Here is a 15,566-nt window from a genome sequence, read left to right on the forward strand (position 1 = left end):
GGTGAGGCGGTGAAGGGCTACTTGCCTCGGATCGCGTCGAACACCTTGGGGTCGACCAGCGTCGAGGTGTCACCCAGATCGCGGCCCTCGGCGACGTCGCGGAGCAGCCGCCGCATGATCTTGCCGCTCCTGGTCTTCGGCAGCTCGGGGACGATGGTGATCTGGCGCGGCCGGGCGATCGGGCTGATCTCCGTCGACACCTGGACCTTGAGCTCGGCGATCAGCGTCTCGCCCGTGTTCTCGGCCCCCTCCCGCAGGATCACGAAGGCGACGATGCCCTGGCCGGTGGTCTCGTCGGCGGCGCCGACCACCGCGGCCTCCGCCACGCTGTGGTGGCCGACCAGCGCCGACTCGACCTCGGAGGTGGAGATCCGGTGGCCGGAGACGTTCATGACGTCGTCCACCCGGCCGAGCACCCAGAGGTCGCCGTCGTCGTCGTAGCGGGCGCCGTCCCCGGCGAAGTACCAGCCCTCCACGGCGTACCGGGACCAGTAGGTGTCCTTGAAGCGCTCCATGTCACCCCAGATGCCGCGCAGCATCGACGGCCACGGCTGGTCGAGCACCAGGTAGCCGTTGCCGCCCGCGCCGAGCGGCTTGGCATCGTCGTCGACGATCTTCGCGGAGATGCCCGGCAGCGGCGCCATCGCGGAGCCCGGCTTGGTTGCCGTGACGCCGGGCAGCGGGGAGATCATGATGGCGCCGGTCTCGGTCTGCCACCAGGTGTCCACGATCGGGCAGCGCCCGCCGCCGATCACGTCACGGAACCAGCGCCACGCCTCGGGGTTGATCGGTTCGCCGACGCTGCCCAGCAACCGCAGCGAGGACAGGTCGTGCGCGTCGGGGATCTCGCGGCCCCACTTCATGAAGGTACGGACCAGCGTCGGTGCCGTGTAATAGATACTGACGCCGTACTTTTCGATGATGTTGAAGTGCCGGTGCTCGTCCGGCGAGTTCGGGGTGCCCTCGTAGACCACCTGCGTGGTCCGGTTCGACAGCGGCCCGTAGACGATGTAGCTGTGTCCGGTCACCCAGCCGATGTCGGCGGTGCACCAGTAGACGTCCTTGCCAGCCTTGTGGTCGAAGACGTTGTGGTGGGTGTACGACGCCTGGGTGAGGTAGCCGCCCGAGGTGTGGATGATGCCCTTGGGCTTACCCGTGGTGCCGGAGGTGTAGAGGATGAACAGCGGGTGCTCGGCGTCGAAGGCCTGTGCCTCGTGCTCGGGCGAGGCCGTGGCCACCGTCTCGTGCCACCAGAGGTCGCGGCCCTCGGTCCACTCGACGTCGATGTCGGTGCGCTTGACCACCAGCACGTTCTGGACGGACTCCGCTCCGTCGACGGCGGTGTCCACGGCGGTCTTGAGGGGGGCCGCCTGGCCGCGGCGCCACTGGCCGTCGGTGGTGATGACCAGCTTGGCCTCGGCGTCGTCGATCCGCGACCGCAGCGCGGACGCGGAGAATCCGGCGAAGACCACCGAATGGGTCAGGCCGAGCCGGGCGCAGGCCAGCATCGAGACGATCGCCTCGGGGACCATCGGCATGTAGATGGCGACGCGGTCGCCTGCCACGAGGCCGAGCTCGGTGAAAGTGTTTGCGGTCCTGCTCACCTCGGCGAGCAGGTCGTTGTAGGTGACGTCGCGGCTGTCGCCCGGCTCGCCCTCCCAGTGGATTGCTACCTGGTCGCCGTGGCCGTCGAGGACGTGCCGGTCGACGCAGTTGTACGCGACATTGAGCTTGCCGCCGACGAACCACTTGGCAACCGGGGCGTCGGACCAGTCCAGGACCTGGCTCCACGGCTCGTGCCAGTGCAGACGCGAAGCCTGGTCGGCCCAGAACCCCAGCCGGTCGGCATCCGCTGCGGCCTGGAGTTCCGGCCCGGCATTCGCGGTCGCGACGAACTCCGCGCTCGGCGGGTAGCTCGTCGCGTGCTCGGCTGCGTTGGTATCGGCGGTACTGGTCATTATGTGTTTGGCGCGGATACTCCGTCATTCACAGGGAGTTGAAGCGCCATCCTCCTATCGCGGGTTGTATCGGGAGATTTGTCGGTGGGTGCGGCTAGGTTTTGGGCATGGATGAGGTGGTGCGCTTCACCTATAGGCTGCGGCCTGGTGTGGTGGCGCAGCGTGCTCTGACAGCAGAGTGGCATCGGTGCCGGTTTTTGTGGAACGAGGCTGTCCACCAGCAGAGGTTGGGCGGCAAGCTGACCTTTGGGAACTTGAGCAAACTCCTCACGGCAGCTCGCTCGTGTAATGGATGGTTGCGGGAGGGATCGCAGGTCGCGCAGCAGCAGATGTTGCGTAATTATGCTCGCGCCCTCGACCACTCGTTCACAGTTAAAGGGTGCGGCCGGCCGACGTTCAAACCCCGCAAGAAAACCTTGCCGTCGTTGGAATTCACGCGGCGAGGGTTCCGGATTCGCGACGGCCGGTTGGTCCTGCCGAAGGGCGTCAGTGTTCCGGTGGTGTGGTCTCGGGAGTTGCCATCCGATCCGTCCAGCGTGCGCATCAGCTGTGATTCGCTCGGACACTGGTACGCCTCGTTCGTCGTCCGCCGCAATGTCCCGCCCGCGCCTGAGGCTAACGGTGGGATCGGTATCGACTGGGGTGTGAGTACTACAGCGACGACCACCGAGACCAAGTTTGATCTGCCGTATCTCGGACACCGCAAACACTGCGCTGCTGAACTCGCCAAGGCCCAACGGAGAATGGCGCGTCGCCACAGCGGGAAACGCGGCCTGCAGTCCAACGGGTACCAGCGTGCCAAACGAGGCGCCGCGAAGCTGCACAAGAAGGCGGTCCGCCAGACCGAGCACGACAGCCGGATGTGGGCGAAACGGGTGGTCGAGCGCCATGACCTGATAGCGGTGGAGGACTTCAAGCCGAGATTCCTGGCGAAGTCGACGATGGCGCGCAAGGCTGCGGACGCGGCTATCGGCGCGGCGAAGCGTGAGCTGATCAAGCGTGGCGTGCGGGCTGGCCGGAAGGTGGTGTTGGTGCAGCCCGCCTACACGAGCATGACGTGCAGCCAGTGTTTTGCGAGAATCAAGCGACTCGAACTGTGCGAGAGAACCTTCCGGTGCCCTGGGTGCGGTTTCACCGCAGGTCGGGATCGGAACGCTGCCAGGGTGATTCTGGCTGTGGCAGAACGCGGCCACATCAGTGTCGACGACGTGAGACAAGCGGATCACCTCCTTCGGGTGGGTGGTTCAGTTGCGGTCTGAGCTGGAAGTCTCCTGCCTTAGGTAGGAGAAGCGTTAAGTCGCCCGTGCCCTCTTTCGGTGATCGCTGGGGCGCTATTCGCGCCTTTGTGAGGGTAGTCACATGTCCCGGCGGGCGCATCGTTGCAGGCGCTTGCAACCCTCGGATCTGCGGCGATCGGTCGTCTCCGCACGACCGACGGTCTAGGTAAGCGACGAACGGTCCTGACAGGGGGACAGGCCGCGCGCGACCGCGCGGTGACCGATCGTTCCGCCAGGTATCCGAGGCGTTGCAATTGCCCGACGACTTGGTCCCGACCGAGACAATCGCCAGACACCCGGACGCCCGGTGGTTACTCTTCGCGGCATCCACGGTCGGCCGCGTGCGCGCCGCGCCCACCCGGCGCGGGCGACGTCGGCGTCTTGGTGTGAACGAACAGGAGGCGACTCTTGAAGTTCCACAGGTTGACCGCACTGACAGCGCTCGCGCTGTCCGGGGTGCTGGTGCTGTCCGCGTGCTCGTCGACCTCCGACGGAGGCAGCGACATGGTCACGGCCAACGGAAGCGAACCCCAGAACCCGCTGATCCCGACCAACACGAACGAGAACGGCGGCGGACGCATCGTCGACCGCCTCTTCGCCGGACTGGAGTCCTACGATGCGCGGGGCAACATCCAGCACGAGGTGGCCCAGTCGATCGAGACCACGGATTCGAAGTCGTTCGTGATCAAGATCGAACCCGACTGGACGTTCACCGACGGGACACCGGTCACCGCGAAGTCGTTCGTGGACGCCTGGAACTACGGCGCGCTCTCGACGAACGCCCAGCTGCAGTCCAGTTTCTTCGAGCCGATCGTCGGCTACGACGAGGTCGCAGCCGGCCCGCCGACCGCGCAGACGATGTCCGGGCTCAAGATCGTCGACGACACCACCTTCACCGTGGACCTCAAGCAGCCGACCGCGGACTTCCGGCTGCGGCTCGGCTTCACGCCGTTCTATCCGCTGCCCGAGGTGGCGTTCCTCGACATGGCGGCGTTCGGTGAGCGGCCGGTCGGAAACGGCCCCTACGAGTTCGCGGCCGGCGACGCGTGGCAGCACAACGTCAGGCTGGACCTGGTGCCGAACCCCGACTACCGCGGCAACCGGACCCCGAACAACGGCGGCATGAGCTTCGTCTTCTACAGCTCGCTCGACACCGCCTACGCGGATCTGCAGGCAGGCAATCTCGACGTCCTCGACACCGTCCCGGAGAGCGCAATGAGCACCTTCAGGGCTGACCTCGGTGACCGCGCCCTCGAGGCCCCGACCGCGCAGAACGGGCAGATCGGCATCCCGGGAAACCTGCCGCACTTCGCCGGGCCGGAGGGCGGTCTGCGCAGGCAGGCACTGTCGCGGGCGATCGACCGCGGGCAGATCACCCAGCAGATATTCCAGGGCCTGCGCACGCCTGCGCGCGATTTCACGGCGAGCTCGCTGCCCGGGTTCAACGCGAACCTGCCCGGCGTCCTTGCGCTCGAGTACGACGCGGAGGCCGCGAAGGCGCTGTGGGCGCAGGCCGACTCCCTCTCCCCGTGGAGCGGCCGGTTCGAGATCGCCTACAACTCCGACGGCGGACACCAGGCGTGGGTCGATGCGGCCGCCAACAGCATCAGGAACACGCTTGGTATCGACGCGGTCGGCGCGCCGTATCCGACGTTCAAGCAGATCAGGACCGAGATCACGAACCGGACCATCGGGTCGGCGTTCCGGTCGGGCTGGCAAGGCGACTACCCATCGATCCTCGAGTTCCTCGAGCCGCAGTTCGTGACCGGTGCCGGCTCGAACGACGAGGACTACTCGAACCCGGCGTTCGACGACCTGGTCCGCAGGGCCGAGGCCGCAACCGGACAGGAGGAGTCGTTCGCGCTCGCCGGGCAGGCGCAGGAGATCCTGCTCCGTGACCTGCCCGTGCTCCCGCTGTGGGACTACATCGCGGCCGCCGGACACTCCGAGGCGGTGAGCGAGGTGCAGATCAGCTGGAACGGCCTGCCCATGTACGAGGCGATCAAGAAGTCCTGACGCCGCGCCGCGCGGCCGGAAGGAAGTGACCTGGTGGGGTGGTACATCGGGCGGAGACTGCTGCAGATGATCCCCGTGTTCATCGGGGCGACGCTGCTCATCTACGCGATGGTGTTCCTGATCCCGGGCGACCCCGTACAGGCGCTCGCGGGCGACAAGCCGCTCAGCCCCGCGGTGGCGGACCAGCTTCGCGAGCGATACCACCTCGACCGGCCCTTCGTCGTGCAGTACCTGCTCTACCTCAAAGGCATCTTCACCCTCGACTTCGGCACCTCGTTCTCCGGCCAGCCGGTGCGGGACGTGCTGGCCAGGGCCTTCCCGGTCACGATCAGGCTCGCGTTCATGGCGATCGTCATCGAGGCCGTGTTCGGCATCTTCTTCGGTGTCATCGCAGGCCTGCGCAAGGGCAGGGCGTTCGACGCGACCCTGCTGGTGCTCAGCCTCCTCATCATCGCGGTGCCGGTCTTCGTGATCGGCTTCCTCGCCCAGTTCTTCCTCGGCGTGAAGTGGGGGATCGCGCCGGTCACCGTCGGTGCCGATGCCGGCTTCTCGAGGCTCCTGGTGCCCGCCTTCGTGCTCGGCCTGGTGTCCTTCGCGTACGTGCTGCGGCTGACCAGGACGTCCGTGGCGGAGAACAAGGACGCCGATCACGTCCGTACCGCCACCGCCAAGGGATTGAGTCGTCGCCGCGTGGTGGCGGTGCACATCCTGCGCAACTCGCTGATCCCGGTGGTGACCTTCCTCGGCGCCGACCTGGGAGCGCTGATGGCGGGCGCGATCGTCACCGAGGGCATCTTCAACATCAACGGCGTCGGCGGCACGATCTACCAGGCGGTGATCCGAGGCGAGGCCCCAACCGTCGTGTCCTTCGTGACGGTGCTGGTGGTCGTGTTCCTGGTCGCCAACCTGCTCGTGGACCTGCTGTATGCCGCGCTCGACCCGAGGATTCGCTATGCCTGATGCGGACCTCCCCGCGGTACCCGATCGCGCATCCTCCGAGGCGCGAGCGGGGCAGGGCTACTTCGTCGCAGGACCCGAGGAGGTGGAGGTGCTCGGCATCGATCGGCTCGACGAGGCCTCGCCGCCCACCAGCATGTGGCGCGATGCCTGGCGCGGGCTGCGGCGCAACCCGATGTTCCTCGTCTCGACCCTGCTCATCCTCTTCGTCCTCCTGGTCGTTGCCGTTCCCGGACTGTTCACCGGTCAGGACCCGCGAATGTGTCTGGGGGAGAACAGCATGCGGGGACCGGGGTCTGGGCATCCGTTCGGGTTCGACCTGCAGGGCTGCGACATCTTCGCCCGCACCGTGTACGGCGCGCGGGCCTCGGTGCTCACCGGCGTCGGCGCGACCGCGATCTTCCTGCTCATCGGAGGCACCGTCGGTGCCCTCGCAGGCTTCTACGGCGGCCGACTCGACGCGGTCGTCTCCCGGATCACCGACGTCTTCTTCGGCATCCCACTCATCCTCGCCGCGATCGTGATGATGCAGCTGTTCCGGAACCGGAGCATCTGGACGGTGATGCTGATCCTGGCGCTGTTCGCCTGGCCGCACGTGGCCAGAATTGCGCGGGGCTCGGTCATCGCGGTGCGCGGCAGCGACTTTGTGCTCGCGGCGACGGCGTTGGGCGTCTCCCGGTTCCGCATCCTGCTGCGGCACGTGCTCCCCAACGCGAGCGGTCCGGTGATCGTGGTGACGACGATCTGGCTCGGCGTCTTCATCGTCACCGAGGCGACGCTGTCCTACCTGGGCATCGGGCTGCCGACGACCGTGGTGTCGTGGGGCGGGGACATCAGCACGGGGCAGAGCAGGCTGCGGTCCGGTTCGGGGATCATCTTCTACCCCGCCGCGGCCCTTGCGGTGACGGTCCTCGGCTTCATCATGCTCGGCGACGCCCTGCGTGATGCGCTGGATCCGAAGGCGAGGAAGTGATGAGAGACGAACCGCCTCCGCTGCTCGAACTCCGCGACCTGAGCGTCGACTTCCGCTCCGGCGGTCGCGCCGTACCCGCGGTGCGCGGGGTGAGCCTGACCGCCTACCCGGGCCAGACCGTGGCGATCGTGGGGGAGTCGGGCTCGGGCAAGTCGACCGTGGCACACGCCATCATCGATCTGCTGCCGGGCACCGGGAAGGTCACCTCGGGGCAGATCCGCTTCGACGGCCGGGACCTGGTCGGGGCCACGAAGGCGGACATGGTGGCGCTGCGCGGGCGCGGCATCGGGCTGGTTCCCCAGGAGCCGATATCGAACCTGAATCCCGTGTGGAAGATTGGCTTTCAGATCGCGGAAACCCTGGCGGCCAACGGGATCGCGAAGGGGAAGGCGGCAAGGGCGCGGGCCGTCGAGCTGCTGGCCGAGGCGGGCATGCCCGACGCGGGGCGTCGGGTCGATCAGTATCCGCACGAGTTCTCGGGCGGTATGTGCCAACGTGCGCTCATCGCCATCGGGCTCTCCTGCCGACCTAAGCTGCTCATCGCGGACGAACCGACCTCCGCACTTGACGTGACGGTGCAGCGGCAGATCCTCGACCATCTCGCCGGGCTCACCGGTGAACTCGGCACGGCGGTGCTGCTGATCACCCACGACCTGGGCCTGGCGGCGGAACGGGCCGAGCATCTGGTGGTGATGTATCGCGGCCGGGTCGTCGAGTCCGGGCCCGCCCGGCAGATCCTTCGCGATCCGCGGCACGAGTACACCAGGAAACTGGTATCCGCCGCGCCGTCCCTGTCCTCGCAGCAACTCGAGCCCGTCAGGGCCCGCGCGCGGGCTCGGTCGCGCGCGATCCCGGTGACCGGCCAGGCGGCGGCGGACGACGGGACCGGGACGGGCGGCGGTGACGTGCTGGTGGCCTCGAACCTGGTCAAGAGGTTCAGGATCCGGGGCGGCGCGCCGTGGCGGCATGCCGACTTCACGGCCGTCGACACCGTGTCCTTCCGTCTCGAGCGCGGCACCACGACGGCGATCGTCGGGGAGTCCGGATCGGGTAAATCGACTGTGGCGCAGATGGTTCTGGGTCTGACGAAGCCGACCTCGGGAACCGTCACGTTCGAGGGTCGCGACCTGGCGGAGTTCGACGCGAAGGCCACCTTCGCGTTCCGGCGCCAGGTGCAGCCGATCTTCCAGAATCCCTACGGGTCGCTCGACCCGATGTACTCGATCTACCGCACCCTCGAGGAGCCGTTGCGCACCCACCGGGTGGGGGACAGGGGCGAGCGCGAGCTGATCGTGCGCGACCTGCTCGAGCGGGTGTCGCTGCCGAGCTCGGTGCTGCGGCGATACCCCAACGAACTCTCCGGTGGCCAGCGGCAACGGGTGGCGATCGCGCGGGCGCTGGCTTTGCGGCCGGAGGTGCTCGTCTGCGACGAGGCGGTCTCATCGCTGGACGTGCTCGTGCAGGCGCAGATCCTGGACCTGCTCGGCGACCTGCAGGCCCAACTCGGCCTGTCTTACGTGTTCATCTCGCACGATCTGGCGGTGGTGCGGCAGATCGCCGACGACGTGGTGGTGATGAGCCAGGGCCGGGTGGTCGAGGCAGCCACGACGGTGGAGGTGTTCGACAACCCACAGCACGACTACACCAGGAAGCTGCTCGAGGCCATCCCCGGCCGCGACCTCGTGCGGGGTGTCTGAGGCCGCGGAACGGCCCGGCTCGAGCCCGAGCACGTGGTTCAGTGGGGGGATGGATCAGCATCTGAGCGTGCTCACCCTCGGCGTCGTCGATCTGGCTCGATCGCACGCGTTCTACGTCGGGGGTCTTGGGTGGAGGCCGACGCTGTACGTCGAGGGCGAGGTGCTGTTCCTCCAGGTCGGACCCGGCATCGTGCTCTCGCTGTGGTCGGTCGACGAGATGACTCAGGAGGCCGGGCCGACGGCGCCCGTCGAGGGTGAGCAGGGCCGGGCCCCCATCACCCTCGGTCACAACGTCGGCAGCCAGGGGGAGGTCGACGAGGTCCTCGCGACCGCGGCACGAGCGGGCGGAACGGTCCTGGTGCCGGGCGCCCGGCGGGCGTGGGGTGGGTACAGCGGGTACTTCACCGATCCCGACGGCTACCGCTGGGAGATCGCGTACAACCCGGGTCTGGTGGTGCACGAGGACGGCCGCGTCGCCTTCGGGGAGGCCGACCCCGAAGGTGCGGGGTGACCGCTCGCGGAGCCGCCCGGCCTCCTCGCGCGCGGGACCGATAGCGGCGCCGGGTAGCGTTGAGCAGCGTGAACGACCCCTTGCAGCCCCTGGTGGACCTGCCCGGCGTGCGCGAGGCCGCCGACCGGGCACGCGATGCGCTCGGCGACGTGCACCGGCACAAGACGAATCGCCGCGGCTGGCCGACGACGGCGGCCGAGGCCGCCATCCGGGCCGCGCGGGCGTCGGCGTCCATCGACGGGGGCAGCACCGAACTGCCCGCCGAGGGCCAGGAGGGCGACCCGATCCTGGCCGGCGCGCTGCGGGTGGCTCAGGCCATCGACGGTGACGCGCTCACCATCATGGTGCCGACCTGGCAGCGGGCGCCGCTCCAGGCACTGGCCCGGCTGCACCTGCTCGCGGCGGCCGACCTCGTCACCGACCAGTCCACGTTGGGCCGACCGCGGACGGACCCAGGGGTGGCCGAGCGACTCGACGGTCTCGCGCAGTTGGTGACCGGCGGAACGAAGGCGCCCGCTCCTGTCCTCGCGGCCGTGGTGCACGGGGAGTTGTTGTCGCTGGCTCCGTTCGGCACCGCCGACGGCATCGTCGCCAGGGCCGCGTCCCGGCTGGTGGCGGCATCGACCGGGCTGGATCCCCACAATCTGGGTGTGCCCGAGGTGAGTTGGCTGCGGCGGCAGCAGGCGTATCGCGACGGTGTCAAGGGCTTCGCGTCGGGAACCCCGGAGGGTGTCGGCAGCTGGGTGATCCTGTGCTGCGGCGCGATGGAGGCCGGGGCGAGGGAGGCCACGTCGATCGCGGACGCGGCGGCCGCGGGCTGATCCGATCGGGGGCGGACTTCGTCTGCGGCGCAACGGCACTGGGCTCGATGCGTCAACGGCCCCGGACGCAATGCGAGCGGCGCTGCCGACTCTCGTCGACTTCGCCGCCCGCTAGCACGGATCGCCGGGTTACCAAGCGTGCTTGGTGGGTTGTGTGTCCGGCCTCGGCGTAGGCTCGAGCATCGTCAGTTCGCCTCTGCAACTCGTGCAAGGTCCTCGCTGCCGAATGTTCGAGTCACGCAGGCCCACAACGCTGCTGCCCTTATAGTGGCTTGCGGCTCCGCGTGGGTGCCTGGTGTCCGTGCTGGGACTTTGCGGCCGGGAGACCGATCCTTCTCTTCCGGGTCGACCTTGGCCTGCCGTTCATCCGTAACTCCTTTGTACCCTGTGACAGCACTCGCTTCAAGGGGTTCGGACACCTGGATTGATACCAGTCTTCGGGGTCTGTCAGCGCCGACGGCGCAGCATTCCGTACGTCAGTGCGCCAGCCGCGAGCGCCCCGAAGCCCAGCGCCGCGGTTGTCGCGACGGTGGTCCTCGACGGTGGCTGGAGGCGGGCCCGGAGGGACACCGGGTTGGAGAAAGTCAGTATGGGCCAACCATTTCCGGCAGCTTCCTTCCGAAGGGCGCGGTCCGGGTTGACGGCGGTCGGGTGGCCGACCGCGGCGAGCATCGGCAGGTCGGTCACCGAATCCGAGTAGGCGAAACTGCGGTCGAGATCGTAATTCTCCCGTCGCGCCAGTTCGCGGATCGCGTCGACCTTGCCCTCGCCGTAGCAGTAGAAGTCGACCTCGCCGGTGAAGCGCCCGTCCTTGACCTCCATCCGGGTCGCGGCGGCGTGGTCGGCTCCGAGGGCGTCCGCGATCGGCGTCACCACCTCCTCGCCGGATGCCGACACCACGATGACATCGTGGCCGCGCAGCTTGTGGTCGGCGATCAGATCGGCCGCCTCGGCGAACACGAGTGGGTCCACGATGTCGTGCAGCGTCTCGGCGACCACCGCGCGGACCTGCTCCACGTCCCAGCCCGCGCACATATTGGTCAGGTGGGTGCGCATCCGCTCCATCTGGTCGTGGTCGGCGCCGGCGAGCAGGAAGAGGAACTGCGCGTAACTGCTCTTGAGTACCGAGCGTCGATTGATCAGGCCCTGGTCGAAAAAGGGCTTGCTGAACGCGAGCGTGCTCGACTTTGCGATGATCGTCTTGTCCAGGTCGAAGAACGCCGCGACCCGGCCGTTCCCGGGCTGTCTGTTCGCCTCTGCGGTCACGGAAACCAGGATAGAGCCCCCGGGTGAATCGTGGATCCGAGCACGATTCTCAGTGTTCACCTTCGGATCTCCGACAGGAAATTCGAATTTGCAAACTCGGATCGCGGCGGGTGTAGTATCAAAATCACCTGGACTTGATCTGGGTGTGTTCAGCCCGACCCCCCGGGGCTGAACTCTGAAGACCCCCGCCTCCTCCCCCCCTGGCGGGGGTCTTCCTCCGTTTTCAGGCTCGTTCGGGCCTCCTCTTCTCCCGCGCAGCGCGATGGTTCCGCACGGTCATCGACGCCGGAACGGTTCGCGGGTACCGGAATCCATCCCCAGGCCGGATTCTGTCCACATTCGGCGAGATCTCCGGCCTGCGGTCCCGTCCGGTCGCGCAGGCTCGTCGGCATGGAACCCCCACATGCACCGGATGCCCCGCGTCCGTCGAATGTCCGGCCGGTCCTCGCGGTCCTCGCCGAGGACGGCCTGTCCCTGAGCGTGCGCCGTGCCGCGGCCGCGGCCGACCGCGCCCTTGACGAGCGGATGCTCCCGATTCCCCGACAGGTATGGGACGGCGCGGCGTCGATCGCGCTTGATCCCGCCGCCGCGAGGGCCTGCGCCGCCGACGCGTTGCCGCGCAGGTCGGCCGTCCATGTGGTGTGTCAGGGACCGCCCGGTCTGCCCGAATGGCAGGCCGCCGCGGCGGTGGGGGCGGAGTCCGTTCTCGTCCTGCCTGCCGACGAACCCACCCTGGTCCAATCGCTTGCGCAGCGACGCGACCGTATCGTCGCCGGCGGTTCGGTGATCGCCGTGGTCGGCGGCTGCGGGGGTGCCGGGGCATCCACGCTGGCCGCGGCGATCGCCCTGGCGGGCCCCGCCCGTCGGGCCGGGAGCCGCTCGCTGCTGGTGGATGCCGACCCGCACGGCGGCGGCCTCGATCTGCTGCTCGGTCTGGAGGATCGGCCGGGGCTGCGCTGGCCTGCGGTGGTCGTCGAGGGCGGGCAGGTGTCGGCGGCCGCCCTGCACGACGCCCTGCCCGGTGCGGGCGCCGGGGTGGCGGTGCTGTCCTGCGGGCGCGGCGGCGAGGCCGGACGGCCGTCCGCGACGGCGATGCGGGCGATGATCGAATCAGGCTGCGGTGCTGGTGATCTCGTGGTGTGCGACGTGGGACGGGGGCTCGGCGACCTGGCCGCCGCGGTTTTCGATCTGGCCGACCTGGTGGCGGTCGTCGTGCCGGCCCAGGTGCGGTCGGCGGCGGCCGCAGAATCCGTGGTGGCCGCGGCGCGCACCAGGAATCCGAATGTGGGTGTGGTGGTGCGCGGTCCGGCGCCCGGCGGGCTGCGCGGCAGGGATGTCGCCGAGCTACTCGGGCTTCCCGTGCTCGCGGTGATGCGGCCGCAGCCGCGGCTGTCGGCCGCCCTGGAGCGCGGCGGCCTGCGGCTGCGCAGGCGATCGCCGTTGGCCGCGGGCGCGGGCGCGATCCTCGAGGTGCTCGGGACGGGTACCGGGGGGCGGGCCGGATGAGCTCCCTGGTCTCGCCCGAACTCCTGGACCGGGTTCGGGAGCGGTTGTCGAGGACGTCGGCCCAGCCCAGCCCGGCGATGGTGGCTGCGGCGATCCGGGCGGAGGCCTCAGGGGTGCTCGGGGACACGGACCTGCTCGACGCGCTGCAGGTCCTGCAGACCGAACTGACCGGTGCCGGAGCACTGGAACCGCTTCTCGCGCAGTCGGATGTCTCCGACGTCCTGGTCACTGGGCCGGACCAGGTCTGGGTGGACCGGGGCTCAGGCCTGGAGCGCGCACCGGTCCGGTTCGCCGACGAGGCCGCGGTGCGACGGCTCGCGCAGCGCCTCGCGCTGGCGGCGGGCAGGCGGCTCGACGACGCCCAGCCCTGGGTGGACGGCCGCCTCCCCGCGGCGGCGGGGTCCGGCTTCGGCGTTCGGCTGCACGCGGTGCTCGCGCCGCTCGCGCAGGGCGGAACCTGCGTGTCGCTGCGGGTGCTGCGCCCCGCGACGCAGGGACTCGACGCCCTCTGCTCGGGCGGCACGGTGCCCGCCGAGGCTCGTGAACTGCTGGTGCGGATCGTCGCCGCCCGACTCGCGTTCCTGGTCGTCGGCGGGACGGGCGCCGGCAAGACCACCCTGCTGGCGGCGCTGCTGGCGGAGGTCGACCGACGTGAGCGGATCGTCTGTGTGGAGGACGCGGCCGAGCTGGCGCCGACCCACCCGCACGTGGTGCGGCTGGTCGCCCGCGCCCCGAACGTCGAGGGGATCGGCGAGGTGACTGTCCGGCAATTGGTGCGGCAGGCGCTCCGGATGCGGCCGGATCGCATCGTGGTCGGCGAGGTGCGCGGTGGCGAGGTGGTGGACCTGCTCACCGCGTTGAACACCGGTCATGACGGCGGGGCAGGCACCGTGCACGCGAACTCGCCGGAGGAGGTGCCTGCCCGGTTGGAGGCGTTGGCGGCGCTCGGCGGCCTGGATCGTGCCGCCCTGCACAGCCAGCTCGCGGCGGCGGTGCAGGTGGTGCTGCACGTACACCGTGCGGCGGACGGCAGGCGCAGGCTCGCTCAGATCGGTGTGCTGGACCGGGACGAGCGCGGGCAGGTCGGCGTGCTGCCTGCGTGGACCCCGGCCGCCGGTAGCTGTCCGGGCGCGGACCGTCTCGCGGACCTGCTCGAGCGACGCGGCATCGGGGTGGGGTCGTGGTGATCGCGGCGTCGACGGCCGCAGCGCTCGCGCTCATCGTCGCGCCCACCACCAGGACGATGACGAGACTGAGTCCGCCGCGTCGCGTCGAGGGCCCGTGGGGACATGCCCGGTTGCGGGCGGCCGTGGCGCTCGGACTGATTGCCGCCGTGATGATCTACGCGCCGACGGCGGGATGCGCGGGCGCCGCGCTCGCGTTGACGACGGCCTATCGCCGCGCTCGCCGTCGGCGCGAGTGCGCGCGTGACGCGGACCTGCGCGGGTTGCTCGGCTGCCTGGAGGCGGCGACGGGGGAGCTGCGGGTGGGGGCGCATCCGGCGAATGCCTGCACCACCGCGGCCGGGGAATCGAGCGGTGCCGCGGCGGATGCGTTCCGGGCCGCCGCGGCCCGCGCCCGGCTCGGTGGCAGTGCCGCCGACGGATTGCAGGCTCAAGGGAGCGCGATCGACGTCGAGTTGGCGCGGGTGGCGGCGGCGTGGCGGGTGGCCGACCGGTACGGTGTCGCACTGGCGGACCTGCTCGATGCGGTCCGCGCGGACATGTTGGGGCGCATCAGGTTCCGGGACCGGGTGGAGGCCGGGCTGGCGGGAGCCAGGGCCACGGCGGCGGTGCTCGCCTGCCTGCCGTTGCTGGGAATCGCGCTGGGCCAGTTGATGGGCGCGAGCCCGCTGCGGGTGCTGCTGTCCGGCGGACTCGGGGGGATGCTGCTGGTACTCGGCACGGTGTTCGCCTGCGCCGGCCTGCTCTGGACGGACCGCATCACCGGGCGGGTGACCCGATGAGCGCAGGGGCGGCGGCGCTGTTCGCGGCCGCCGCGCTCGCCGCTCCCGGTGCCGGTGCGGCGGCGGCGCGACTCCGGGGACCGGCGGCGGCGCCGCAGGGGCGGGCGCACCGCGCGCGGCACCGCGAGGTCACCGATCCCATGGCGATCGCGGCCGGATTCGACCTCTTGGCGGCCTGCCTGCAGGCGGGGATGCCCGTCGCCGTGGCGGCGGAGGCGGTCGCGGTGTCCGCTCCGGAGCCGCTGGGCAGCGCGCTCGACTCGGCCGCGAACCTGCTCACCCTCGGCGCTGAGCCCGAGATCGCCTGGGAGCGCGCGGCGGCGCACTCGGAGACCGATGGGCTCGCGCGGATGGCTCGTCGCTCCTCGCGGTCCGGCGCGGCCTTCGCGGGTGCGGTGACCGAATTGGCGGCGCAGCGCAGGCTCGCGCTCGAGGACCGGGCGGTGGCCGCGGCGGAACGGGCGGGTGTGCTGATCAGCGGTCCGCTCGGGCTGTGTTTCCTGCCCGCGTTCCTCTGCCTCGGAATCGTCCCGGTTGTGGTCGGCCTGGCCACCCGGGTGCTGAGCGGGGGTGTGCTGTGAGTCCGCGCAGCCGAAGGACCGAGAGGACCCGCCGCGG

13 protein-coding genes are annotated in these 15,566 nt (G+C 69.8%); 11 read left to right on the forward strand and 2 right to left on the reverse strand.

Going from position 1 to position 15,566, the window contains the following annotated elements:
* Positions 1 to 17 precede the first annotated feature (17 nt).
* Complete coding sequence (gene acs, locus RM1_RS06175) at positions 18 to 1,958, reverse strand: acetate--CoA ligase (RefSeq protein ID WP_072750466.1); 1,941 nt, start codon at positions 1,956 to 1,958, stop codon at positions 18 to 20.
* A 107-nt stretch (positions 1,959 to 2,065) separates the two neighbouring features.
* Here acs and RM1_RS06180 point away from each other — a divergent pair, with 107 nt between their 5' ends.
* The 7 genes from RM1_RS06180 (at position 2,066) to RM1_RS06210 (ending at position 10,210) form a co-directional block, all read left to right on the forward strand.
* Complete coding sequence (locus RM1_RS06180) at positions 2,066 to 3,217, forward strand: RNA-guided endonuclease InsQ/TnpB family protein (RefSeq protein WP_425528671.1); 1,152 nt, start codon at positions 2,066 to 2,068, stop codon at positions 3,215 to 3,217.
* Between the two features lie 441 nt (positions 3,218 to 3,658).
* The gene (locus RM1_RS06185) at positions 3,659 to 5,251 is read left to right on the forward strand and encodes a peptide ABC transporter substrate-binding protein (protein ID WP_425528670.1); all 1,593 of its coding nucleotides are present in this window, start codon (positions 3,659 to 3,661) and stop codon (positions 5,249 to 5,251) included.
* A 33-nt stretch (positions 5,252 to 5,284) separates the two neighbouring features.
* On the forward strand, positions 5,285 to 6,211 hold the full coding sequence (locus tag RM1_RS06190) for an ABC transporter permease (protein WP_072750469.1): 927 nt from the start codon (positions 5,285 to 5,287) through the stop codon (positions 6,209 to 6,211).
* Entirely contained in the window at positions 6,204 to 7,181 is a 978-nt protein-coding gene (locus RM1_RS06195; protein ID WP_072750470.1) for an ABC transporter permease, read from the forward strand. The genes RM1_RS06190 and RM1_RS06195 overlap by 8 nt, the downstream gene beginning before the upstream one ends.
* Positions 7,181 to 8,878, forward strand: coding sequence for a dipeptide ABC transporter ATP-binding protein (locus RM1_RS06200; RefSeq protein ID WP_072750471.1), 1,698 nt, complete (start codon positions 7,181 to 7,183; stop codon positions 8,876 to 8,878). Before RM1_RS06195 ends, RM1_RS06200 begins: the two co-directional genes overlap by 1 nt.
* Before the next feature lie 49 nt (positions 8,879 to 8,927).
* Complete coding sequence (locus RM1_RS06205) at positions 8,928 to 9,389, forward strand: VOC family protein (protein ID WP_072750472.1); 462 nt, start codon at positions 8,928 to 8,930, stop codon at positions 9,387 to 9,389.
* A 68-nt stretch (positions 9,390 to 9,457) separates the two neighbouring features.
* The gene (locus tag RM1_RS06210) at positions 9,458 to 10,210 is read left to right on the forward strand and encodes a Fic family protein (protein WP_072750473.1); all 753 of its coding nucleotides are present in this window, start codon (positions 9,458 to 9,460) and stop codon (positions 10,208 to 10,210) included.
* Between the two features lie 447 nt (positions 10,211 to 10,657).
* On the opposite strand, the gene RM1_RS06215 is transcribed toward RM1_RS06210, so the two are convergent.
* Positions 10,658 to 11,476, reverse strand: a complete 819-nt coding sequence (locus tag RM1_RS06215; protein WP_072750474.1) for an HAD-IB family hydrolase — start codon at positions 11,474 to 11,476, stop codon at positions 10,658 to 10,660.
* A gap of 390 nt (positions 11,477 to 11,866) precedes the next feature.
* Here RM1_RS06215 and ssd point away from each other — a divergent pair, with 390 nt between their 5' ends.
* The 4 genes from ssd to RM1_RS06235 are packed head-to-tail and all read left to right on the forward strand — an operon-like array spanning position 11,867 to position 15,529.
* Complete coding sequence (gene ssd, locus RM1_RS06220) at positions 11,867 to 12,982, forward strand: septum site-determining protein Ssd (protein WP_072750475.1); 1,116 nt, start codon at positions 11,867 to 11,869, stop codon at positions 12,980 to 12,982.
* Complete coding sequence (locus tag RM1_RS06225) at positions 12,979 to 14,169, forward strand: TadA family conjugal transfer-associated ATPase (protein WP_072750476.1); 1,191 nt, start codon at positions 12,979 to 12,981, stop codon at positions 14,167 to 14,169. Before ssd ends, RM1_RS06225 begins: the two co-directional genes overlap by 4 nt.
* Positions 14,166 to 14,948 (forward strand): type II secretion system F family protein, encoded by a 783-nt coding sequence (locus RM1_RS06230; protein WP_245816104.1) that lies wholly within the window; start codon positions 14,166 to 14,168, stop codon positions 14,946 to 14,948. Before RM1_RS06225 ends, RM1_RS06230 begins: the two co-directional genes overlap by 4 nt.
* Positions 14,945 to 15,529, forward strand: coding sequence for a type II secretion system F family protein (locus tag RM1_RS06235; RefSeq protein ID WP_072750477.1), 585 nt, complete (start codon positions 14,945 to 14,947; stop codon positions 15,527 to 15,529). Before RM1_RS06230 ends, RM1_RS06235 begins: the two co-directional genes overlap by 4 nt.
* Positions 15,530 to 15,566 lie beyond the last annotated feature (37 nt).

The sequence above is a fragment of the Rhodococcus maanshanensis NBRC 100610 genome, assembly GCF_001894865.1.
GTDB classification, from domain to species: domain Bacteria; phylum Actinomycetota; class Actinomycetes; order Mycobacteriales; family Mycobacteriaceae; genus Rhodococcus_G; species Rhodococcus_G maanshanensis.

Bases quoted from the DNA above. Each gene is read 5' to 3' on its own strand.
- ssd (WP_072750475.1), top strand. From the start codon at position 11,867: ATGGAACCCCCACATGCACCGGATGCCCCGCGTCCGTCGAATGTCCGG.
- RM1_RS06180 (WP_425528671.1), top strand. From the start codon at position 2,066: ATGGATGAGGTGGTGCGCTTCACCTATAGGCTGCGGCCTGGTGTGGTG.
- RM1_RS06225 (WP_072750476.1), top strand. From the start codon at position 12,979: ATGAGCTCCCTGGTCTCGCCCGAACTCCTGGACCGGGTTCGGGAGCGG.
- RM1_RS06235 (WP_072750477.1), top strand. From the start codon at position 14,945: ATGAGCGCAGGGGCGGCGGCGCTGTTCGCGGCCGCCGCGCTCGCCGCT.
- RM1_RS06195 (WP_072750470.1), top strand. From the start codon at position 6,204: ATGCCTGATGCGGACCTCCCCGCGGTACCCGATCGCGCATCCTCCGAG.
- acs (WP_072750466.1), bottom strand. From the start codon at position 1,958: ATGACCAGTACCGCCGATACCAACGCAGCCGAGCACGCGACGAGCTAC.
- RM1_RS06200 (WP_072750471.1), top strand. From the start codon at position 7,181: ATGAGAGACGAACCGCCTCCGCTGCTCGAACTCCGCGACCTGAGCGTC.
- RM1_RS06205 (WP_072750472.1), top strand. From the start codon at position 8,928: ATGGATCAGCATCTGAGCGTGCTCACCCTCGGCGTCGTCGATCTGGCT.